This window comes from Aeromonas sp. s3 (genome assembly GCF_040907805.1).
GTDB lineage: Bacteria > Pseudomonadota > Gammaproteobacteria > Enterobacterales > Aeromonadaceae > Aeromonas > Aeromonas dhakensis.
On the sequence record NZ_JBFOCQ010000034.1, the window covers coordinates 39,370 to 60,314 of the forward strand.

Below are 20,945 nucleotides of genomic sequence, written 5' to 3' on the forward strand. Positions count from 1 at the left end.
AGCCCGCCATGAGCCTTTCGACCTCCTCAACAGCCGCGAAGAGTGACCTGCCCCAACTGCTCGATACGCTGGGGCTGGCCGGCATCTGCCTGACCCTGATCGTCGCCTTCTATTACCAGCTCTATCTGGCCGAGCTGCCCTGCCCCCTGTGTTTATTGCAGCGGGTAGGCCTTGTGGTCGCCGGTTTCGGCTTTATGTTCAACCTGCAATTTGGCGCAAAAGGGGCCCACTACGGCGTCGTGATTGTCGGCGCGCTGACCACCGCCATGATCGGCGCCCGGCAGGTGCTGCTGCATATTCTGCCCGGAGATCCCGGCTATGGTTCCACCTTTCTCGGGCTGCACTTTTATAGCTGGTCGCTGATCAGCGCCCTGCTGATCATATTGGCCGTCGCCCTGATATTGATGGTGCGGGACGGGCTCGCTATTCCCCTGCCCAAACTGGCTCTGGCACGCTGGGGACGCATGGCCTCCCTGCTGTTTGTCTTGCTGATTGCGGCAAACCTGATCTCTACCGTACTGGAGTGCGGCGCAGGGCAGTGCGCCGATAATCCGGTCGTCTATGAGCTGCTGAGCCAGCGTTAACAACCCTCAAAGGTGGCGGCCAGTCCGCCACTTTTTATGGCCGTCTTATCTTGCCGAAAGGCACAACAAGCGCGGCGCATTGCACTCACTAGCAATCTTCATACCTCGCCAATCAAGCCTGCGACCCTGCTGCCTCGTCATGAATAAAACATGATGTTACTCGGTCACCACACTTAACCGTTTCAGCAGCCGATGGAGAAATATGGGCTGCACCAGCGTCAGCGCTATCACCAGCCAGGCCAGGGTAGTCATATTGCCCAGGTGACCATCGACATCCGTCAACAGCATCGAAGAGACGACGGCGGCCGAACCGCTGAATATATGCTGGAAGACATTCTGCAATGACATGAACCCTGCTCGTTCCCCGGGCTCTGCAACCTGGCTAGTCACCGCCGCAGCGGTAATCGTCCGTGTCGACGTCACCACCATGAACAGGGTAAAAACAACAATGGTCGGCAACAAGGGGGAACCCAGGAAACCATCCCAGACAATGGCGATAATCAATCCCCCCAGCCACATGGTGATGTGCATTGGGCCAACCCGGTCCATCCAATAGCCCCCCAACTGCATCGCAAGTACGCTGACCACGCCGCCCATGACATAGTACTGACTCATATCGCCGCGAGGCACACCGAGGTTGAACTGAAAATAGGTGGCCATGTTCGGGACAATCAAGAAGGTACTGAAAATAGCCAACCCGATTGCCATGAATGCATGCCACACCACGGCGCGTTTCAACATCTCCGTGATTGAAAAGACCTTCTGCTCTCGCCCCAGGTGGGCAGTCATATTCGGCAGCCGCATAGATACCAGCACGCTGACGCACAAGCCCAATCCGCCAACGGCATAAAAGGGGGCGCTCCACCCTTTCAACATGGCCAGCTCCAGCCCCAGGGGGACACCGGCAATGGCTGACAACGAGAAAGCCCCCATCACTATCGCCATCGCTCGACCACGTTGTGGTACTGGCGTCGCATCCACGACGATCGCCATCGCTATCGACGTTGCCGGACCGGCAAATATGCCGGCCAGCAAACGGGTAAAGAACAGGCTTTCCATATTCCACGTCAGCGCGCATGCCCAGGTGGACAGGGTGACCCCCAGCAATGAGAGCAATGCCACCTGTTTTCTATCAAATCGATCAATATATCTGGCACATAATAAGGATGATAATGCGGCGGCCAGTGCATACCCTCCCCCCAAATATCCTATATAGGTTGGGCTGATACCTAGCGCACGAGATAAATCAGGCCCAAGCGGCATAATCATCATAAAGTCCAACGCACTCACCAATTGGATAAAGGTGGCCAGCCAGACGCACCCCATATCCATCACTGCACCGTTAGAATAAGGTTTATTACCTGATTTGTTTTTTTCTGATGCCATAGTGTTCGCGCTCAATATTTGGAGGCAGACAGCATACCCACTACCATCCTCTATTTTTATCCTTTAGAATGGCACAGACTGTTATCATATCAGGGACAATGGATGCGCACCGGCCTGGACTTTACCTCATCAAGAATATTTATTTCCGTGGTTGAACAGGGCAGTTTTATCGGTGCATCCAAGACCCTTGAAATACCGACTTCAAACATCAGCAGGAGTATTGCGCAGCTGGAAGATAGACTGTCACTCCAGCTTATTGAACGCAGTACTCGGCATATGAAACTCACCCAGGCGGGCCAGCTGCTCTATTCCCGAGTAAAACCCTTGCTGGAATCACTGGAGCAAACCGAAGCTGAATTGACATCACAGCAGATCCAGCTGAAAGGGCCACTGCGCCTGTGCATTCCCAATGAAGCCGGCCCCAGACTGCTTGGTACTGCGATAGCGGACTTTGCCTGCCAGCATCCCGAAATAAAGATCAGCTGCATTACCAACCTGTCAGGATTTGAGACATTAAGGGAAGATCTGGATATAGCCGTCATCATTCACAGAGGAAAGCTGGATGACAGCGATTATATCGCCAGCCATCTGACCACCATTCCCTGTACCGTAGTTGGTTCCCCTGCTCTTATTCAGCGATGCGGGCTGCCCAACCACACGACCCAGCTAAAGGATCTCCCCTGCATCACCACGGTAAGTGCCCTGAAAGGCATGCCGTGGCAGTTCGCTCGTCCCGACGCTGAATTTTCCACCGTTCAGGTCAACGAACACTATCGGGTCAATAGTGGTGAGCTGGCGCTAAAAGCCGCGCTCGCCGGAGTCGGGTTTGCCATTCTGGCCAAGGTATCTTGCCAAGAGTTTATTGATAATGGCAGCTTGGTCGAAATTGAACTTGAGTTACCCGCCGCCCCATTGCAGTTGTTTGCTGTTTATGCAAATCGCCAATATCTACCGGCTAAATCACGAGTATTTATTGATTTCATAAGGAAAAACATCGTGAATTATAAACAGCTACTATAAGTTGACACACATCACAACTTAGGAAAACAAAATCAATACTCTATTGAACCCCTCCAAATAAAACTTATAATTCAATTTATTTTTCTATCAAACCACCATGATAAATGGAGAGCAAACATGAGAAAAACACTATTACTATCATTATTTATGATATCAAGTTCCGTAAGTGCAGGTAGATTAGAGCTAACAGATAGCATATTACATGTAGGTGATAATTACATGGCGTCATGGGATGCGCCTACTCCCGTAGGAAAAAATATAGAGTTAGATTTTGAATTATCTCCAAAACCAGATAATTACATTATTCTTTCTTTTGATGCCTATCAAGTATCACCATCAACAAATGGGCTCCATGGAAATCACATTTATATAAATAATCAATTTTATGCAAAATTTACAGACCCTAACAACATATCCGAAAATGAATGGAAGCCGTATTCTTTTGTAATTGACAGACGATACTTTAACAAGGGAAGCAACATCATTACAATAGAAGCTAAAAATGCAACCGGAACAACTGATGTTGATGACTTCATGATCAGGAACATAGTATTATATATTCAATGAAATTTTCATTGATATGCTACTCCTAGCATATCAACTCCCCTTATATTTTTCTTATATTAATGAAGGGCGCTTTCGCGCCCTTCTATATTAATTACCCTTCCTGATTTTCCCCGGCTACCGGTTCGGCGCCGACGACGGGTTCAATCTCGATACGATCGACCCGCTGCAAACCGCGGGGCAGCTTGGCACCGCGGCGGCCGCGCTCGCCACGGTAGTAGTCGAGATCGGACGGCTTGAGAGTGAGCTTGCGCTTGCCGGCAAACAGGGTAACCGACTGGCCCTGCGGGATGACGGCGGCCATCACCACAAACTCCTCCCGCGCCTTCACGCGAGCAGAGGGAATGCTGATGAGCTTGTTGCCCTTGCCCTTGCCGAGCACCGGCAATGTGCTCAGCGGGAACAGCAACATGCGACCCTCGTTGGAGATGGCCATGCAGAGATCCGTGTCCGGCGCGCCTATCTTCTGGGGAGCCATGACGATGCCCCCTTCCGGCACGGTCAGCAGCGCCTTGCCGTTCTTGTTCTTGCCGATCAGGTCGTCATATTTGCAGACGAAGCCGTAACCGGCGTCGGAACAGATCAGATACGGCTCGCCCTCGTTACCCATCACCAGATGACGCACCTCTTCACCGGCCCCCAGCGCGAAGCGACCGGTGAGCGGCTCGCCCTGGCTGCGGGCGGAGGGCAGGGTGTGGGCCTCCAGCGAGTAGGTTCTCCCCAGGGTGGAGAGGAACACCGCCTGCTGGTTGCTGCGGCCATGGGCGTGGGCCAGATAACCGTCCCCCGCCTTGTAGGAGAGGCCCTCCACGTCCACGTCGTGGCCCTTGGCGGCGCGCACCCAGCCCTTGTCGGACAGGATCACGGTGACCGGTTCGCTCGGGGTTAGCTCCTTCTCGGTCAGTGCCACGGCGGTGGCGCGCTCCACCAGCGGGGTGCGGCGATCGTCGCCGTACTTCTCGGCGTCCGCCAGGATCTCTTTCTTGAGCAATGTACTGAGACGGCGCTCCGAACCCAGGATCAGTTCCAGCTTGTCGCGCTCTTCCGCCAGTTCGTTCTGTTCGGCGCGCAGCTTGAACTCTTCGAGCTTGGCCAGGTGGCGCAGTTTGAGCTCGAGGATCGCCTCGGCCTGGGTCTCGCTGATGTTGAAACGCTCCATCATCACCCGGCCCGGCTCCTCCTCGGTGCGGATGATCTCGATCACCTCATCGATGTTGAGGTAGGCGATGAGCAAGCCTTCGAGGATGTGCAGGCGGGCCAGCACCTTGTCGAGGCGATATTGCAGGCGGCGGCGCACCGTCTCGCGGCGAAAGCTCAGCCACTCGGTGAGGATGGTCTTGAGATCTTTCACCTGGGGACGGTTGTCCAGACCCAGGATGTTGAGGTTGACCCGGTAGTTCTTCTCCAAGTCCGTGGTGGCGAACAGGTGGGCCATCAGCCCCTCCACATCCACCCGGTTGGAGCGCGGCACTATCACCAGGCGGGTCGGGTTTTCGTGGTCCGACTCATCCCGCAGATCGGTGACCATGGGCAGCTTCTTGGCCACCATCTGGGCAGCGATCTGCTCCATGATCTTGGCGCCGGAGGCCTGATGAGGCAGCGCCGTGATGACGATGTCGCCATCCTCTTCGCTCCACACCGCCCGCTGCTTGATGGAGCCCTTGCCGGTCTCGTAGATTTTACGGATGTCGTCGCGCGGGGTGATGATCTCGGCGTTGGTCGGGTAGTCCGGCCCCTGCACATGGGCCATCAGGGCATCCAGACCGGCATTGGGGTTGTCCAGCAGTTCCACGCAGGCGTGGGCCACTTCCCGCGCGTTGTGGGGCGGGATATCGGTCGCCATCCCCACCGCGATGCCGGTCACCCCGTTGAGCAGGATGTGCGGCAGGCGGGCGGGCAGCACCACCGGCTCTTTCATGGTGCCGTCGAAGTTCGGCGTCCACTCCACCGTGCCCTGGCCGAGCTCGGAGAGCAGCAGCTCGGAGAAGCGCGACAGCCGCGCCTCGGTATAACGCATGGCGGCGAAGGATTTGGGATCGTCCGGCGCCCCCCAGTTGCCCTGACCGTCCACCAGCGGGTAACGATAGGAGAAGGGCTGGGCCATCAGCACCATGGCTTCGTAACAGGCGCTGTCGCCGTGGGGGTGGTACTTGCCCAGCACGTCACCCACGGTACGGGCGGACTTCTTGTGCTTGGACAGCGCCGACAGACCCAGCTCGCTCATGGCGTAGATGATGCGCCGCTGCACGGGCTTGAGGCCGTCGCCGATATGCGGCAGGGCCCGATCCATGATGACGTACATGGAGTAGTTCAAGTAAGCCTGTTCGGTAAAGGTGCGCATTGGCTGGCGCTCTACCCCGTCCAGACTGAGCTCGATAGCATCACTCATGTGATTATCTCTTTCGGTTCGGGAGCCGCCACAGGGCGACTCCGGCTAAATGCTTGCTGGCCCTGTCCGGGCCAGCCGATGGCTTGGATGATGATGAGAGCGGGCTGACCTAGATGATCGCCAGGTTGCCCTTCTCTTCCAGCCACTCGCGGCGATCGCTCGCGCGCTTCTTGGCCAGCAGCATGTCCATCAGCTGCAGGGTCTCATCCCCCTCGTTCCCTTCCGCGCCCATGGTGAGTTGCACCAGGCGGCGGGTGTTGGGATCCATGGTGGTTTCCCGCAGCTGTTTCGGGTTCATCTCACCCAGGCCCTTGAATCGGGTCACCATCACCTTGCCCTTCTTCTTCTCGGCTTCGACCCGCTGCAGCACGCCGTTCTTCTCGTCCTCGTCGAGGGCGTAGTAGACCTCCTTGCCGATATCGATCCGGTAGAGCGGCGGCATGGCCACGTAGACGTGCCCCTTCTCCACCAGCGCGCGGAAATGCTTCACAAAGAGCGCGCAGAGCAGGGTGGCGATATGCAGACCGTCCGAGTCCGCATCCGCCAGAATGCATACCTTGCCGTAGCGCAGGCCGGAGAGATCGTCGGAGTCCGGGTCGAGCCCGATGGCTACCGAGATGTCGTGCACTTCTTGCGAGGCGAGTACCTGACCGGCCTCCACCTCCCAGGTGTTCAGGATCTTGCCGCGCAGCGGCATGATGGCCTGAAACTCCCGATCCCGTGCCTGCTTGGCACTACCACCCGCAGAGTCACCCTCCACCAGGAACAGCTCCCCCTGCATGGGGTCGGCGCAGCCGCAGTCGGTGAGCTTGCCGGGCAGGGCCGGGCCCTGGGTTATCTTCTTGCGCACCACCGTCTTGGCGGCGCGCATCCGGCGCTGGGCGCTGGAGATGCAGAGTTCCGCCAGCTGTTCGGCCAGCTCGGTGTTGCTGTTCAAGTAAAGGCTGAAGGCATCCTTCACCACGCCGGAAACAAACGCCGAGCTCTGACGGGAGGAGAGCCGCTCCTTGGTCTGACCGGCGAACTGCGGATCCTGCATCTTGATGGAGAGGATGTAGGCGCAGCGATCCCAGATGTCTTCCGGGGTCAGCTTGACCCCGCGCGGCAGCAGGTTGCGGAACTCGCAGAACTCGCGCATGGCGTCGAGCAGGCCCTGGCGCAGACCGTTGACGTGGGTTCCGCCCTGGGCGGTGGGAATGAGGTTCACATAGGATTCGGCGAGGCATTCACCCCCTTCCGGCAGCCAGCACAGCGCCCAGTCCACCGCCGACTGCTCGGTGCTGAAGGTGCCGACGAAGGGCTGCTCCGGCAGGCAGGTGAACTGCTTGACCGCATCGACCAGGTAATCCTTGAGGCCATCTTCATAGCACCACTCCAGCTTGATGCCGGTGTTCTTGTCGAGAAACTTGATGGTGAGACCCGGGCAGAGTACCGCCTTGGCCTTGAGCAGGTGCTCCAGCTTGGAGACCGAAAAACGGGGCGAATCGAAGTAGTGGGCTTCCGGCCAGAAGCGCACCCGGGTGCCGGTGTTGCGGCGCCCGCAGGTGCCGGTGATGGTCAGCTCCTGCACCTTCTCGCCCTTCTCGAAGGCGATGTCATAGACCTGGCCATCGCGGCGCACCGTCACCTCGACCCGCTCGGAGAGGGCGTTCACCACCGAGATACCCACCCCGTGCAGACCGCCGGAGAACTGGTAGTTCTTGTTGGAGAACTTGCCGCCCGCGTGCAGCTTGCAGAGGATCAGCTCCACCCCGCACACCCCTTCCTCCGGGTGGATGTCGACCGGCATGCCGCGACCATCGTCGATCACCTCGAGGGACTGGTCTTCATACAGGGTCACCTCCAGGGTGCGGGCGTGACCCGCCAGCGCTTCGTCGACGCTGTTGTCGATGACCTCCTGGCCGAGGTGATTGGGCCGGGTGGTGTCGGTATACATGCCGGGGCGGCGACGCACCGGTTCAAGGCCATTGAGGACCTCAATGGCATCCGCATTGTATTGAGTAGACATGGAGGGCCTTGCGAATTGACGTTTGGGGAGAATCTTACTCGTTGGGAGGGTATTGGACAAACCCGGCGGCGGCAAAGCTTGATCCGGACGGGGTAAGTCGCCCCGCCGGCCCGTTCAGCGCGCCTCAGCCGCCACCGGCAGCGCCTGCTGCAACTGGGAAAGCGAGCTGTGCAGCCGCCACACCATGCCGGCCAGCTCCCGCGCCGTCGGCTCCCTGTGGTTGGCCAGGGCCGCGCTGATCCGCTGCAGCTCGGCCAGGGTGCGATCCAGAGAGGCGTGCTGCACCCCCTGCTCGGTGAGGATCCCCTGCAGAGAGCGGATACAGTTGTCGCGCACCAGGTAGAGGGGCTGATCCTCTCCGCGCCACTGGCGCAGCTGCCAGACGATGTGACTGCAGTTGAGCAGCACCACGCCCCAGCGCAGTACCCAGAGGCGGGCGGTCTGATCCTGGCTCTGGCTGAGCTGGCTGATGCAGTGATAGATGAGCGATTCGAACTGGCTCTCGCTCTGGCGCGGGGCCGGCTCCAGCTGATCCATGAAGTGGCGGCGCAGGGAGCGGATGAGGCGGCGGCTCTTGCGCCGATCCGAGCTCGGTCGCAGCAGCTGGAACGCCAGTCCGGCGCTCATCACCCCCAGCGCCTGCCCTAGGCTGCCGTTGATGTACTGCAAGTAGTCGTAGCTCGGCGGATTGGTGATGGCGAGAAAGGAGCCGAGCAGCACGATAAGCTGGCCCCACAGCACCGCCTGCCTGGGCTGTTGCTGCTTGAACAGCTGCATGGTGATGAGCACGGGGAACAGCAGGGCGCAGAAGAGCCAGAAGTCGTCGAGCCGGATCATCAGGCCGAACTTGACCGCGAAGCAGATGAGGCTCAGCAGCAGGATCGCCTTGAGCATGGTGTTGGCCCCCTTGGCAGGCGCCGGGGTGGCCGAGTAGAGCACGCAGCAGATGGAGAGCAGGGTCAGCGCCGAGCTGCCCGCATCCCACTGGCTGTGGATCCAGAAGGCGCAGCCGAGCAGCACGCAGAGGAAGGTGCGCCCGCCGTTGTAGGCCGCCTCCAGCGTGTCGGTGTGGCTGGTGAGCGAAGAGTGGCGCGGCGGTGCCGGCCACTCCTGATCGTCGTAATGGGCCAGCCGATCCAGCCAGCGCTGACACTCCAGATAGCTCCAGCAGAAGTGGCGCAGCCGTCGCCAGAAGGTGTGCAGCCGGTAGTCGCTGGCCGCCGTCGGCACCAAGGGGGCCAGCAGCCGGGCGATGCGGTACTTGTCACAGCCGGGTTGGCCCAGCTCGACCAGCAGCCGCTCCAGCAACGCCTGCAGCCCCTCCGGTTGCTCCGACCAGTTGTGCAGCATGCGGCGCTGGCTGGAGATGAGGCTGATGAGCCGCAGCTGGCGGTGCAGCAGGAAGTTGAGCAACCGGTTGTGGCGGCGCAGCCGATGGTGACTCCAGACAGCCTGGATGCGCAGCACGTTCATGGTGAGGATCTGGCCGATCAGCCCCTCGTGGGCGGTGCGCACCTCCGGGCTAGCCTCCCCCAGCCAGAGCAGCTGGGCATGCTCCAGCAGGCGGGCCTGGGTCTTGTGCAGCGACTGCAGCAGGGTCTCGCCATCGGAGGTGCTGGGCAGGATCATCATCAACAGGCCACCGCAGAGGATGCCGATGATCACCTCGCTCACCCGCGCCTGGGCGATGTCGAAGATGTGCTGCGGGTCGGTCACGTTGACGCAGGAGAAGGCGATGATGGCGGCGGTGTAGCCCGCCAGCGCAAAGGCGTAGGAGACGTTGTTCTGATGGTGGTTGGAGATATAGGTGCACAGCGCCAGCCAGAGCGCGATGAGGAAGCTGAACAGCCAGGGATCGCTGATGCCAAGGCCGGTGATCACCACTGCCGCCATGGCGCCAATCAAGCTGCCCACCACCCGCCCCAGACTCTTGCTGATGACCCCGCCCACGGTGGGAAAGCTTACCACGGCCGCTGAGGTCATCGCCCAGTAGGGGGAATCCAGCTCCAGCACGAAGGCCAGCCAGAGCGACAGACACATCGCCAGGCTGTTGCGCAGGGCGTAGCGCCACTGGCCGCCATTGGCCTTGCCCCAGGGGGTCTGGCGCCAGAGCGAGGCGGCCACCTTACTCTCCTATGGTGATGGTGCAGGTAGTGCCTGCAATCAGCGTCAGCTCGGGCGGCACCTCCAGCAGCTTGATCCGCACCGGCACCCGCTGGGCCAGCCGCACCCAGGGCACATTGGGTTTGACGTCCAGCAGCAGGTTGTCGGCCCCCTCCACGCTCTGATCGTGGATGGCGCGCCCTATGCTCTCCACTTCGCCGCGCAGCCGCTGCTCCCCGCTGTAGAGCACCACCTCGGCCGGTTTGCCCGGCGCTATGTGCCTGAGCTTGGTCTCCTCGAAGTAGCCCTGCACGTAGAAGGAGTGGATGTCTACCAGCGCCACCAGCGGCACGCCGGCGCTGGCATAGTTGCCGACCCGGGTCTGCAGGTTGGTGATGTAGCCGTCGCTCGCAGCATGAACCCGGGTCTTGGCCAGCGACCATCTGGCCTGCTCCAGATTGGCCTGGGCCACCTGGTAGGCCGCCTTCATCGCCTGGGCATTGAGGCGGGCCTCGTCCACCGCCTCGGCGGAGATGACGCTGCGCGACAGGCCGCTGCGCCGGCTCGCTTCGTGCTCTGCCTTGTCGAGATCCGATTTGGCCTTGGCCAGCGCCGCCTGGGCGTTGTCCAGCGCGATCCGGTAGGGCTCGGGATCCAGGGTAAAGATCTCCTCCCCCGCCTTGACCAGCTGGTTGTCCTTCACCGCTATCTTGACGATCTTGCCCGACACCTCGGGGGTGATGCTGACCAGCTCGGCCCGCACCTTGCCATCCCGGGTCCAGGGCCCCTGCATGTAGTAGTTCCACAGCCACCAGCCCGCCGCCAGCGCCAGCGCGCAGACCAGCAGGGTAGAGAAGTATTTGAGGGTCGCGAGGGGTGATTTAGCCATGTAGCAATATCCATAGGGCGCCGCTGACGGCGAGGATAAACAGGGAGAGATCCATCAGCAGGGGATGCCAGACATCCCCGCCGTAGAGCCAGTCGCGCAGCAGGTGGTGCACCGGCAGCCAGCCCAGCAGGCCGAGCAGAACCGCCTTGAACAGGGGCGGAAAGTAGAGAGAGGCGCCCAGGATCAGATCCGGCAGTGCTGAAGTTGTCACAAGCGGGCTCCCTGTTGGCAAGCGAGATAATGCGGACTCAAGGCCCGCCATGCGGCGGGTCTGGCAAGACTATCACAGCCCCGCAGGGCGCTACAGGAGCAGATGAGACCCTGTCGGTCAGACCAGCCGATCCGCCGGATGGTTGATGCCGTCGAGCAGCGGCACCTCGCCCAGCTCGAACGGGTTGACGCCTTCAAGGCAGGCGAGGTTGTAACCATACTGGGCCGGATTGGAGCGGCGCTGATGGTGGGTATAGATGCCGCAGATGCTGCAGAAGTAGTGTTTGGCGGTGCGGGTATTGAACTGGTAGCAGCTCAGCACCTCCTCCCCCTGCAGGATGCGGATGCCGGACAGCGGCACCGAGGCGACGATGGCGCCCCGGCGCCGGCAGAGCGAGCAGTCGCAGCGGCGCGGATCCACCACGCCATCCGGCAGGGTCAGCTCCAGCACCACGGCACCGCAGTGGCAGCTGGCCTTGTGCCGCTCCTGAATGGGGGTATTGCCGATGCGCTTGATCATGCTGCCTCCTTGCAGACGGGTTCAGGTTCCGAACCAATCAATCAAACAGGGTATCTCGCCGCCCCTGCAGCAGATGGTCATAAAGGGGGCGCAGCTGGGACGCCACCACCCGATGGCGGGAGAGCGGGGGCAAGTTGTCGATGGGAAAGAACCCCGCCCCTTTGGTTTCATCGGTTTCGGTGAGCAGAGCGCCGCCAGTTACCTCGCACAGAAAGAAAGCCTTGTGAGCGTGGGGCAGCTGGGGCGGATGAGGGTGCTTGAGCTTGTCGAACAGCGCCAGCAGCTGCACGGCCCGGCATTCGAGGCCGGTTTCCTCCACCACTTCGCGCACCACGGCCTCCGCCGGCGAGTCACCGATATCGCACCAGCCCCCCGGCAGCGTCCAGCAGCCGTCACTGCGCTCCTGCACCAGCAGGATATGGCCAGCATCGTTCTGAATGAAGGCCCGCACATCCAGCTTGGGGGTGGGATAACCGCGATCGAGGGCGATCCAGTCGCTGAGGGCTTCTGGCGCCAGCTCGCTCTGGCTGGCGATGAGCGCCACCGTGGCCGCGCGCAGCGCCTCGAAGCGGCCGATATCGAAGGGATCGTTGGAGTAGGTGAGGCCCGCCTGCGCCGTGGCCAGCACCTGTTCCAGAAAGGTGGCCAGCGGCGGCTGCATGGCTAGAGCCCGAGGAAACGGACGATCTGGGCGGGGTAGCGCTCGAACGCCACGAAGGCGTGGTCGCCACCGCACTCCAGCGAGAGGCGGGCAAAACGGTATTCGTCCAGCGCCTTGCGGTAGTCGAGCACCTCGTCCTCCTGCTGTTGCAGTACCCAGAGTCGCTCGGGGGCCCTCACCGGTACCGCCAGCGCTCGCAGCTCATCCATGTGTTCAGGCAGCAGTTGATACTGCTCCCCCGTGTAGGGGTTGGTCTGGGGACCGAGGTAGTCGCAGAGTAGCTCGTGCGGGCGCACCGCCGGGTTGATCAGGGCGGCGTGGCAGCCGTAGCGCTCGCTGACCCGGGTCGCCATAAAGCCGCCGAGGGAGCTGCCCACGGCGCCAAGCTTGAATTCGTTGCCATAACGGCTCTGCAGATCGGCAATGGTCTGCTCAATGGCCGCCCAGGCCGCCGCCGGGGTGTTGGGCTGGGCCGGGATCACCACCTCGATATCGGGTCTGTGCTCAGCCACCCAGGCAGCCATCTGCTGCGCCTTGGCAGAACCGGGCGAGGAGTTGAAACCGTGCAGGTAGAGGAGAACGGGCTTCATCGCGACTCCTCAATAACCGGTGGCATTGGGGTCGGGCACGAACTGCCCCACCGGCAGACGCCATACCTGGCTGGCGATGCGGCCATCCGGGTAGAGGGTGAGGTAGCGCCAGCCCGGGCCGGACTCGTCCAGCGCGAAGCCATCAGAGAGCGGTTTGAACTGGATGCAGGTGGAGGGGCTGGCGATCAGCCGCACCCCGCGGTGCACCTCGTCAAACTCCTGGTGGACGTGGCCGAACAATATGGTCTTCTGCTGCGGGTGACGGGCCAGCACGGCAAACAGGTCGTCGGCATTCTTGAGGTTGTGCTGATCGAGCCAGGCGCAACCCACCGGCACCGCCTGATGATGCAGGGCGATCAAGGCATGGCGCTCGGGATGCTGGCGCAGCGCCTGATCCAGCGCCGCCAGCTGGTGATCCCCCAGTACCCCGTGGGGTTTGCCGCGCACCTGGGTATCCAGCAGGATCACCTGCCAGTGTTCGCCCACCAGCTGCTTGGCCTCGCTGATGCCGGCCGCGTGCAGGTATTCGGTCATCAAAGGACCGTCGTCGTGGTTGCCGGGCAGCCAGTAGATGGGGCGTGCCAGCGGCGCCATCATGGAGGCGAAACGCTGGTAGGACTCCGGGCTGTGATCCTGGGAGAGATCCCCGGTAGCGAGGATCAGATCGAACGGGTGGTCATTGGCCTGCACCCGTTCCAGCACGGCAGCCAGGCTCTCGGCAGTGCGCACGGCCAATAGCCGCCCCTCGGCACTCGCGAAGAGGTGGGTGTCGGTAATTTGCAACAGGCGCACACTGCCGTCCTGCGCCTGGGGTAGCTCTGTTTCCAAAATCACGCTTCTTTTTATGAGTTCAACTAGAGGATGTTTATCAGGCTGGTACCATGTCTGAGACAAAATTTTAGCCAATCGGCCAGAAACAGGTTTACCTGCTCCTTTTCATCCCGCTGGTGCATATTTTTATTGGGATAATCATAACGTGGTTGCAACCTTGAAATCTGTTGCGCCGCACACACTTCCGCCATCCGCACGTCATGGTACAAACGAATCTCTATCCGGGCCTGCAAATAACTCGGCAATTCCGGGTTGTGCTGGGCCAGGATCACCTGGCTGGTGAAGCGGCTCTCCTCGCTCACCGTGAGCTGGAACTGCAGGCCGTTGCCTACCTGATAACGACGTACGGCGCCGACACTGCCGCCTGGTGGCAGCAGCTTCATCAAAGTCATGTAGTTGACCTCGCAGGTACGCTGCAAGGACATCAAATCAGGCACATAGCGCTTGGCCTGGGTATGAACGAGCGCCACCTCAGCGCCCCGCCAGCCAGCGGGCCTGCAGCTCGCCGTGGTTGAGGGCCAGCCACTGCAGGGCGATGACCGAGGCGGCGTTGTCGATGCGCCCCTCTTTGAGCCAGGCATAGGCCTGCTCGCGGCTCACCACGTGGACCCGGATGTCTTCCCCCTCTTCCGCCAGACCGTGGATCCCCTCGGCCTGGCTGGCATCCACTTCGCCCACGTAGACCTCGATCCGTTCGGTGCTGCCACCCGGGCTCACCAGATAGCTGATGGCGTGCTCGCAGCGGCCGACCTCGATGCCCGCCTCTTCCACCGCTTCGCGCCGCACCACGGCCTCGGCGGTCTCCCCTTCATCTATGATGCCGGCCACCAGTTCCAGCAGCCAGGGGGTGGCACTGGTCTCGATGGCACCGATGCGAAACTGCTCCACCAGCACTATCTGATCGCGTACCGGGTCGTAGGGCAACAGGGCGGCGGCATGGCCACGCTCGAACAGCTCGCGGACGATGGGCTCGTTCCAGCCTCCCGCAAACAACTTGTGTTGCAGACGATAGATGTTCACCTTGAAGAAGCCGTTATATCCCGATGATTTATCAATGATTTTTACGTCATCGGCAGAGTAGTGACGGGTTTGGGGCAAGGCTTGCTGCGACATACGAGACTCCCACCAGCTTGACTTGGCTCGGTTAGACCATAAAATCCGGGAACATGAATGAACATTCATTCACTCGCTCCCGTCGGAGAAGAGGGATGGATTTTAGCAGCCACAGGGCATTTGGCTAGGCGCGAGGGGGAGAAAACTCACCCTCGTCCTTGACGTTCCTGTCGCTGGAAAAGAGACAGTTAGCATAAAATTTTGCTTATAGTAGAGTGATTAAGCTGAAATCAAGCTTGCTCAATGACAATACCCTCCTTCATCCAGCGACAGCTTTGGGTTAATACATAAGGTTAAAACGATCTATGAAAAGAACACTCTTGTCAGCCATGGTGTTGTTGGGCGTCAGCGCCGGCGCCCATGCCGAAAACCTGCTCGATATCTACCAACAGGCCCAGATCAAGGATACCCAGCTGCTGGAATCCAAAGCCAAGCGCGACCAGGCCTTCGAGAAGATCAACGAGTCCCGCGCAGCCCTCTTGCCACAGATCAACCTGGGTGCCGGGCTGAACTACCTGCAGAACAAGGGTGACACCCAGACCAACAGCAACGCCACCGGTTCCCTGTCGCTGGATCAATCCATCTACCGCCGCAGCAACTGGGTCAACCTGAGCCTGACCGAGAAGAGCGCCACCCAGTCCGACGTGGCCTACAACCTCGAGATCCAGAACCTGATGCTGCGTACCGCCCAGGCCTACTTCAACGTGCTCAAGGCGATGGATACCCTGGAATTCGTGCGCGCCAACAAGGCCGCGGTGGAACGTCAGCTGGAACAGACCCAGCAGCGCTTTGAAGTGGGCCTGACCGCCATCACCGACGTGCACGAAGCCGAGGCCGAGCGCGACCAGGCGCTGGCGGACGAGATCAACGCCGAGAACACCCTGGACAACAGCTACGAGAGCCTGCGTGAGCTGACCGGTATCGACCACCGTCAGCTGGACGTGCTCAACACAGATCGCTTCAGCCCGCAGAAGACCCCGTTCAACTCCGACAAGTGGCTGGAGCTGGCACTGGACAAGAACCTGCAACTGCACAGCGCCCGCATCGGCAAGGATATCGCCAAGGAGCAGATCGATCTGGCCAAGACCGGTCATGAGCCGACCCTGGATCTGGGTGCTGGCCTCTCCAGCACCTACAGCGACTACAAGGACGAGATCCGCAACCCGGAGAGCAACGCCAATCAGGCCAACATCGGTCTGAACTTCAAGCTGCCGCTCTACACCGGCGGGGCGACCACCTCCCAGGTCAAGCAGTCCCAGTTCAACTACGTGGCAGCCAGCGAGCAGCTGGAGCGCAGCTTCCGCAACGTGCAGAGCACGGTGCGCTCCTCCTACAACAACGTGAACGCCAGCATCGGCTCGGTCCGTGCCTACGGCCAGTCCGTCATCTCCGCCGACAGCGCCCTGAAGGCGACCGAAGCGGGTTACGAGGTCGGCACCCGTACCATCGTCGACGTGCTGGACTCCACCCGCAAGCTGTACCAGGCCAAGCAGAAGCTCTCCGAGGCCCGCTACAACTACATCCTGAGCATCCTCTCCCTCAAGCAGGCCGCCGGCACGCTGGAACAGAAGGATCTGGAAGACGTGAACCAGGGGCTGATGCCCGCCAGCCAGGCCAAGAGCAAATCCTGAGCCGATTGATGGCAGCAAAAAGGCGACCCCAGGGTCGCCTTTTTCATCTCTGGCCTGCGGGGGTCGGTGGGTTCGAATCGCCGTCCAGCTCCCACCGCAGAGCATAAAAAAACCCGGCCTTGGCCGGGTTTTCGCTTATCCGCGTTCGCGGATGGTCTTGATGATGTCGGTGGTGGAGCAGCCATCCTCGAAGTTGAGGACCCGCACCTCGCCGCCGTTGGCGGTCACCTCGGCGTAGCCGGCAATCTCTTCCGGCTTGTAGTCGCCGCCCTTGACCAGCAGGTCCGGCAGCACCTCGGCGATCAGCCGCTGCGGGGTCTCCTCGGTGAAGGGCACCACCCAGTCCACGGCGCCCAGCGCGGCCAGCACAGCCATCCGGCGCTCGGTCGGATTGACCGGACGACCCGGCCCCTTGAGGCGACGCACCGACTCGTCGGTGTTGACCGCCACGATCAGGCGATCCCCCAGCTTGCCGGCATTGGCCAGGTAGGAGACGTGACCGGCGTGCAGGATGTCGAAGCAACCGTTGGTCATCACCACCTTCTCGCCACGCAGACGGGCGGCCTGCACGGCAATCTTGAGCTGGGCTTCTGACATGACGCCAAAGCCGGTTTCCTGCTCGGTGTAGAGCGCATTGGCCAGCTCGACCGGGCTGACGGTGGAGGTACCCAGCTTGCCGACCACGATGCCGGCGGCGGTGTTGGCCAGGGCACAGGCCTCGTCCAGGCTCTTGCCGGCGGCCAGCGAGGTGGCCAGGGTGGAGATGACGGTATCACCGGCACCGGTCACGTCATACACCTCGTGGGCCTGGGCCGGCAGGTGCAGCTCGGGCTGGCCTTCGCGGATCAGGGTCATGCCGTTTTCGGAACGGGTGACCAGCAGGGCCTCCAGCTCGAAGCGCTTGACCAGCTCCAGCCCCTTGGCAACCAGCTCCTCTTCGCTTTTCACCTTGCCCACCACGGCCTCGAACTCGGACATGTTGGGGGTCAGCAGGGTGGCGCCGCGGTACTTCTCGAAATCGGTCCCCTTGGGATCGACCAGCACCGGGATGCCGGCGGCGCGAGCGCGCTGGATCATGCCGGGCACGTCGTTGAGGGCGCCCTTGCCGTAGTCGGAGAGGATCATCACGTCGCTGTGCGGCAGTGCCTGCTCGACCTTGCCCATCAGCAGGGTGGCATCCACATCGTGGAAGGCCTCTTCAAAGTCCAGACGCAGCAGCTGCTGGTTGCGCGACAGCACCCGCAGCTTGGTGATGGTCGGGTAGTCGGCCAGACGAACGAAATCACAGGCGACCTTGACGCCGGCCATCTGGCCAGCCAGGGCATCGGCAGCCTCATCCTGACCGGTCAGACCCAGCAGCACGGCGTGAGCCCCCAGGGCGGCGGAGTTGAGCGCCACGTTGGCGGCGCCACCCGGGCGCTCCTCAATGTGTTCGACCTTGACCACGGGCACCGGTGCCTCGGGCGAGATCCGGCCGGTAGGGCCATGCCAATAACGGTCCAACATGACATCGCCAACGACCAGAATGCGGGCTTTTTCAAACTCGGGCAGGGTGATCTTCATCTGTATCGACTCTCAAAACCTGAAAAATCAGCCGCCGATTTTATCACACTCTTTTATTGGGTGTGAAAAAAGCGCAAGGGCGCCGCTTGGTGCTTTTCAGCTCTGACCAGGGCAGAGGCCATTCGCACCCGGACCCGCTTTTCGGCTAGAATCCCCCGATTGCGAGTAAAACGATCCGCTCTGGATATCCACGTGCCTTTATCGCCTCCCCTTATCCGGCCGGGTCTTCCCTGCCCATGGCGATTGCGAACAAGAGACTTTTCATGGCCCACGACAATGCTCCCCGTCTAGAACCCCGCCTGTTTCATCCCCGTTACTGGGCCAGCTGGTTCGGCCTCAGTCTGCTCTGGCTGCTGGTGCTGCTGCCTTGGCGCAGCCAGATGTGGCTGGGTCGCCAGCTCGGCAACCTGGCCCGCAAGGTTTTGAAATCCCGCGTCAAGGTTGCCCGCCGCAATCTGGAGCTGGCGATGCCCGAGCTTAGCCGGGATCAGCGCGAAACGCTGCTCAAGCAGAATTTCGAGAGCGTGGGCTGCGCCATCTTCGAAGTGGGCATGGCCTGGTTCTGGCCAGACTGGCGGATGCGCAACCTGATGAAGGTGGAAGGGGAAGAGCACGTCATCGCCGCCATGGAGAAGGGTCAGGGCATGCTGCTGCTCTCCTGCCACTTCCTGACGCTGGAGCTCAACGCCCGCTGTTTCGGCCTGGTGCGGCCCGGGGTCGGCGTCTATCGCCCCAACACCAATCCGGTGCTGGAGTATGCCCAGTATCACGGCCGCTGCGCCTCCAACAAATACCTGGTTGACCGGATGGACGTGAAGGGGATGATCAAGGCGCTGCGCAACGGCGATGCGCTCTGGTACGCGCCGGATCACGACTACGGCAGCCATGCCAGCGTGTTCGTACCCTACTTCGCGGTAGAACAGGCCGCCACCATCACAGGCACCGCCACCCTGGCGCGGGTGAAAAACACCGTCACCCTGCCCTGCTACAACATCCGCACCAGCGAGGGTTACACCCTGCATATCGGGGCGCCGCTCGCCGACTATCCGAGCGGCGACGACCTGGCCGATGCGGCCCGAGCCAACCGCGAGATCGAGGCCGCCGTGCGCAAGGCGCCGGAGCAGTACATGTGGCTGCACCGCCGCTTCAAGACCAGGCCCAACCCGGAGGATGCGGGTTACTACTGAGCCAATCAGAGCAGAAAGCCGCCGAAAGGCGGTTTTTTCTGGCCTGTCGCCGGTAAAGGGTTTTCATTCGTGGCTGAATATTTTATTAATGGCCCTGCCGAGCGGCGGGCCCCGGCCCGCCTGCAATACCAATAACGAAGGGAAGCGAACATGAAAGCCACTCTTTTGCTGGGCGCCCTGTGCGCATTGACCGGCTGCAGCCAGCAGAGCCACACCGTCCACCTGACCTCCCTCCCCTTAAGCGATCTCAAGGAAGTGAACGCCCAGTGGAGCCCGCTCACCCGCATGGAGTCCCGCTACCCCAGAGAGGCCATACTGGCGGAGCAGACCGGCTGCAGCTCCCTCGAGTACGTGATCAACCCGGCAGGGCGGGCCGAGCAGATCCGGGTGCTGGAGAGCAGCGACCCACAGTTCAGCGATGCCGCCATCGCCGTGCTGCAGCAGTGGCAATGGCAGGCCACCGCCGCCAACCCGCAGCACACCCCGGTCAAATCCCGCACCCGCTTCGAATTCTGCATCGAACACAACGGCCAGCCCTGCGACACCAGTGCACTGGAACAGCGCTGTCAGGGGGAAGACGTGGTGCGCAGCACCGGGCTGGTCTACACCCAGGTCTGATCCGGCCTCGATTGCCTGCCGGCGACGCGCCCATCGCCAACCAAAGAAAAAGGTGAGCCAGGCTCACCTTTTTTGCATTGCAGGCGCGACACCGCTCGGCTGATCACCCTTGCCGGTGCAGCCAGGCGGCGATGGCCAGTTGCAGGCCCACGTAATCGGCCTGCAGAAACAGCGCCGGCAACGCCTGCTGCCAGTCGGCCTGCCCGGCGACCAAGGCCAGCCGCTGCCCGAGCCGGGTCAGGCTGTCGAGCCAGGCCGGGGTCGGCAACAGGTCGGCCGCCTCGGCAACCAGATCCATCCCCAGGCGCAACTGCTGCAACGCCAGCGTCTGCTGCGCGGTGTCCGTCTGCTCCAGCCAATACTGTTCATGGTGCTGCCAGTGCTGCAGACCCAGGGTGATGCGTGCTACAGCACTCAGCTCGGTAGCCGTGGGCAGGGATTGCAGGGCCAGCGGCTTGCCAAGCCCCGCCAGCCGATACCCGCGCTGGGCCTTGGACTGAGCCCCGAGGCGCAAGCCACCCAGCCCAGCCAGCTGCTCAGCCAAGCCAAACAGGGCGCTCGCCTCGCCAGATTTGAGCTCCAGCTCCAACTCGTCGATAGTGCTCTTGCCGAGCACGCCGACAATCTCCCCCTGATCCCAGGCCAGCTCGATTTCGGCCCCCTCGAAGGCGATCAACCAGTGGCGACGCAGAAAGTCAGTGCGAAACTGGGCCACCAGCTCGCCCTGGATCCCGTCGCGCACCGCCAGGCTTGGCCAGATCGCATCGGGGAAGGCGGCCAAGGCAGGCAGATCGCCCTCGACGGGGGCATTGTATTCGGGTCTGGCATGCAATCCGCCCACCACCTGACCCCGACATTTAATCGTCTGTTCGGCAAAATCATCGCTGCGACGAATTCGCAATCCCATTTCCAGTCGGCGTAAATCCAGCGCGGGTGTATCAAAATAGACATTGCCGAGCTCGGCTTGGGAGCTGGATATAATTTCCAGTGAATTCAGAAGGTTGAAAAAAGGCTGTCGAATATCTCGGGAGACAAAAAACTTTATCTCGATCTCAGTTTGCATAGTCATTCCGGGCTG

Annotated in this window: 20 protein-coding genes; 6 read left to right on the forward strand and 14 right to left on the reverse strand. The window is 61.2% G+C overall.

Annotated elements, in window-relative coordinates:
* The first annotated feature begins 8 nt into the window (after window positions 1-8).
* On the forward strand, window positions 9-584 hold the full coding sequence (locus AB5Y98_RS20915) for a disulfide bond formation protein B (RefSeq protein ID WP_368232846.1): 576 nt from the start codon (window positions 9-11) through the stop codon (window positions 582-584).
* Window positions 585-740: 156 nt separating this feature from the next.
* On the opposite strand, the gene AB5Y98_RS20920 is transcribed toward AB5Y98_RS20915, so the two are convergent.
* Entirely contained in the window at window positions 741-1,985 is a 1,245-nt protein-coding gene (locus AB5Y98_RS20920; protein WP_368232848.1) for an MFS transporter, read from the reverse strand.
* Window positions 1,986-2,072: 87 nt separating this feature from the next.
* On the opposite strand from AB5Y98_RS20920, the gene AB5Y98_RS20925 reads away from it, so the two are divergent.
* On the forward strand, window positions 2,073-2,990 hold the full coding sequence (locus AB5Y98_RS20925) for a LysR family transcriptional regulator (RefSeq protein ID WP_368232849.1): 918 nt from the start codon (window positions 2,073-2,075) through the stop codon (window positions 2,988-2,990).
* Window positions 2,991-3,107: 117 nt separating this feature from the next.
* Window positions 3,108-3,557, forward strand: a complete 450-nt coding sequence (locus AB5Y98_RS20930; RefSeq protein ID WP_164465029.1) for a hypothetical protein — start codon at window positions 3,108-3,110, stop codon at window positions 3,555-3,557.
* Window positions 3,558-3,648: 91 nt separating this feature from the next.
* Here AB5Y98_RS20930 and parC read toward each other — a convergent pair whose 3' ends face one another.
* The 11 genes from parC to nudF form a co-directional block, all read right to left on the reverse strand.
* Window positions 3,649-5,943 (reverse strand): DNA topoisomerase IV subunit A, encoded by a 2,295-nt coding sequence (parC, locus tag AB5Y98_RS20935; RefSeq protein WP_368232851.1) that lies wholly within the window; start codon window positions 5,941-5,943, stop codon window positions 3,649-3,651.
* Between the two features lie 109 nt (window positions 5,944-6,052).
* The gene (gene parE, locus AB5Y98_RS20940) at window positions 6,053-7,951 is read right to left on the reverse strand and encodes a DNA topoisomerase IV subunit B (RefSeq protein ID WP_368232853.1); all 1,899 of its coding nucleotides are present in this window, start codon (window positions 7,949-7,951) and stop codon (window positions 6,053-6,055) included.
* A 114-nt stretch (window positions 7,952-8,065) separates the two neighbouring features.
* On the reverse strand, window positions 8,066-10,075 hold the full coding sequence (locus AB5Y98_RS20945) for an FUSC family protein (protein WP_368232854.1): 2,010 nt from the start codon (window positions 10,073-10,075) through the stop codon (window positions 8,066-8,068).
* A gap of 1 nt (window position 10,076) precedes the next feature.
* Window positions 10,077-10,943 carry an HlyD family secretion protein gene (locus AB5Y98_RS20950; RefSeq protein WP_350247843.1) on the reverse strand — a complete coding sequence of 289 codons (867 nt, stop codon included), beginning with the start codon at window positions 10,941-10,943 and terminating at the stop codon, window positions 10,077-10,079.
* A complete protein-coding gene (locus AB5Y98_RS20955; protein ID WP_051773537.1) occupies window positions 10,936-11,205 on the reverse strand; it encodes a DUF1656 domain-containing protein in 270 nt (89 codons plus the stop codon). Before AB5Y98_RS20955 ends, AB5Y98_RS20950 begins: the two co-directional genes overlap by 8 nt.
* A 66-nt stretch (window positions 11,206-11,271) precedes the next feature.
* Window positions 11,272-11,673 carry a GFA family protein gene (locus tag AB5Y98_RS20960; RefSeq protein ID WP_043171324.1) on the reverse strand — a complete coding sequence of 134 codons (402 nt, stop codon included), beginning with the start codon at window positions 11,671-11,673 and terminating at the stop codon, window positions 11,272-11,274.
* Between the two features lie 37 nt (window positions 11,674-11,710).
* Window positions 11,711-12,334, reverse strand: a complete 624-nt coding sequence (locus AB5Y98_RS20965) for an NUDIX hydrolase N-terminal domain-containing protein (protein WP_368232856.1) — start codon at window positions 12,332-12,334, stop codon at window positions 11,711-11,713.
* A gap of 2 nt (window positions 12,335-12,336) precedes the next feature.
* Entirely contained in the window at window positions 12,337-12,924 is a 588-nt protein-coding gene (locus tag AB5Y98_RS20970; protein WP_043164550.1) for a YqiA/YcfP family alpha/beta fold hydrolase, read from the reverse strand.
* Between the two features lie 9 nt (window positions 12,925-12,933).
* On the reverse strand, window positions 12,934-13,752 hold the full coding sequence (gene cpdA / locus AB5Y98_RS20975; RefSeq protein WP_011707475.1) for a 3',5'-cyclic-AMP phosphodiesterase: 819 nt from the start codon (window positions 13,750-13,752) through the stop codon (window positions 12,934-12,936).
* Window positions 13,753-13,778: 26 nt separating this feature from the next.
* Entirely contained in the window at window positions 13,779-14,225 is a 447-nt protein-coding gene (locus tag AB5Y98_RS20980) for a DUF1249 domain-containing protein (RefSeq protein ID WP_368232858.1), read from the reverse strand.
* A 1-nt stretch (window position 14,226) separates the two neighbouring features.
* Complete coding sequence (gene nudF / locus AB5Y98_RS20985; RefSeq protein ID WP_025201112.1) at window positions 14,227-14,868, reverse strand: ADP-ribose diphosphatase; 642 nt, start codon at window positions 14,866-14,868, stop codon at window positions 14,227-14,229.
* Between the two features lie 305 nt (window positions 14,869-15,173).
* Between nudF and tolC the strand changes: the two genes are divergently transcribed.
* Window positions 15,174-16,499 (forward strand): outer membrane channel protein TolC, encoded by a 1,326-nt coding sequence (gene tolC / locus AB5Y98_RS20990; RefSeq protein WP_026139169.1) that lies wholly within the window; start codon window positions 15,174-15,176, stop codon window positions 16,497-16,499.
* 135 nt (window positions 16,500-16,634) lie between these two features.
* On the opposite strand, the gene hldE is transcribed toward tolC, so the two are convergent.
* Window positions 16,635-18,062, reverse strand: coding sequence for a bifunctional D-glycero-beta-D-manno-heptose-7-phosphate kinase/D-glycero-beta-D-manno-heptose 1-phosphate adenylyltransferase HldE (hldE, locus tag AB5Y98_RS20995; protein WP_368232860.1), 1,428 nt, complete (start codon window positions 18,060-18,062; stop codon window positions 16,635-16,637).
* Between the two features lie 263 nt (window positions 18,063-18,325).
* Here hldE and lpxL point away from each other — a divergent pair, with 263 nt between their 5' ends.
* Window positions 18,326-19,249 (forward strand): LpxL/LpxP family Kdo(2)-lipid IV(A) lauroyl/palmitoleoyl acyltransferase, encoded by a 924-nt coding sequence (lpxL, locus tag AB5Y98_RS21000; protein ID WP_005305350.1) that lies wholly within the window; start codon window positions 18,326-18,328, stop codon window positions 19,247-19,249.
* Window positions 19,250-19,399: 150 nt separating this feature from the next.
* On the forward strand, window positions 19,400-19,867 hold the full coding sequence (locus AB5Y98_RS21005) for an energy transducer TonB (protein ID WP_368232862.1): 468 nt from the start codon (window positions 19,400-19,402) through the stop codon (window positions 19,865-19,867).
* Between the two features lie 103 nt (window positions 19,868-19,970).
* Here the strand turns inward: AB5Y98_RS21005 and AB5Y98_RS21010 are convergent, their stop codons facing one another.
* Complete coding sequence (locus tag AB5Y98_RS21010) at window positions 19,971-20,930, reverse strand: inorganic triphosphatase (RefSeq protein WP_268037561.1); 960 nt, start codon at window positions 20,928-20,930, stop codon at window positions 19,971-19,973.
* Between the last annotated feature and the right edge of the window lie 15 nt (window positions 20,931-20,945).

What these genes read in the sequence shown, in the direction of transcription:
- AB5Y98_RS20915 (WP_368232846.1), top strand. Translation starts at nt 9, where the DNA reads ATGAGCCTTTCGACCTCCTCAACAGCCGCGAAGAGTGACCTGCCCCAA.
- AB5Y98_RS20925 (WP_368232849.1), top strand. Translation starts at nt 2,073, where the DNA reads ATGCGCACCGGCCTGGACTTTACCTCATCAAGAATATTTATTTCCGTG.
- AB5Y98_RS20930 (WP_164465029.1), top strand. Translation starts at nt 3,108, where the DNA reads ATGAGAAAAACACTATTACTATCATTATTTATGATATCAAGTTCCGTA.
- parC (WP_368232851.1), bottom strand. Translation starts at nt 5,943, where the DNA reads ATGAGTGATGCTATCGAGCTCAGTCTGGACGGGGTAGAGCGCCAGCCA.
- parE (WP_368232853.1), bottom strand. Translation starts at nt 7,951, where the DNA reads ATGTCTACTCAATACAATGCGGATGCCATTGAGGTCCTCAATGGCCTT.
- AB5Y98_RS20950 (WP_350247843.1), bottom strand. Translation starts at nt 10,943, where the DNA reads ATGGCTAAATCACCCCTCGCGACCCTCAAATACTTCTCTACCCTGCTG.
- AB5Y98_RS20955 (WP_051773537.1), bottom strand. Translation starts at nt 11,205, where the DNA reads ATGGCGGGCCTTGAGTCCGCATTATCTCGCTTGCCAACAGGGAGCCCG.
- AB5Y98_RS20960 (WP_043171324.1), bottom strand. Translation starts at nt 11,673, where the DNA reads ATGATCAAGCGCATCGGCAATACCCCCATTCAGGAGCGGCACAAGGCC.
- AB5Y98_RS20965 (WP_368232856.1), bottom strand. Translation starts at nt 12,334, where the DNA reads ATGCAGCCGCCGCTGGCCACCTTTCTGGAACAGGTGCTGGCCACGGCG.
- AB5Y98_RS20970 (WP_043164550.1), bottom strand. Translation starts at nt 12,924, where the DNA reads ATGAAGCCCGTTCTCCTCTACCTGCACGGTTTCAACTCCTCGCCCGGT.
- nudF (WP_025201112.1), bottom strand. Translation starts at nt 14,868, where the DNA reads ATGTCGCAGCAAGCCTTGCCCCAAACCCGTCACTACTCTGCCGATGAC.
- tolC (WP_026139169.1), top strand. Translation starts at nt 15,174, where the DNA reads ATGAAAAGAACACTCTTGTCAGCCATGGTGTTGTTGGGCGTCAGCGCC.
- hldE (WP_368232860.1), bottom strand. Translation starts at nt 18,062, where the DNA reads ATGAAGATCACCCTGCCCGAGTTTGAAAAAGCCCGCATTCTGGTCGTT.
- lpxL (WP_005305350.1), top strand. Translation starts at nt 18,326, where the DNA reads ATGGCCCACGACAATGCTCCCCGTCTAGAACCCCGCCTGTTTCATCCC.
- AB5Y98_RS21005 (WP_368232862.1), top strand. Translation starts at nt 19,400, where the DNA reads ATGAAAGCCACTCTTTTGCTGGGCGCCCTGTGCGCATTGACCGGCTGC.
- AB5Y98_RS21010 (WP_268037561.1), bottom strand. Translation starts at nt 20,930, where the DNA reads ATGCAAACTGAGATCGAGATAAAGTTTTTTGTCTCCCGAGATATTCGA.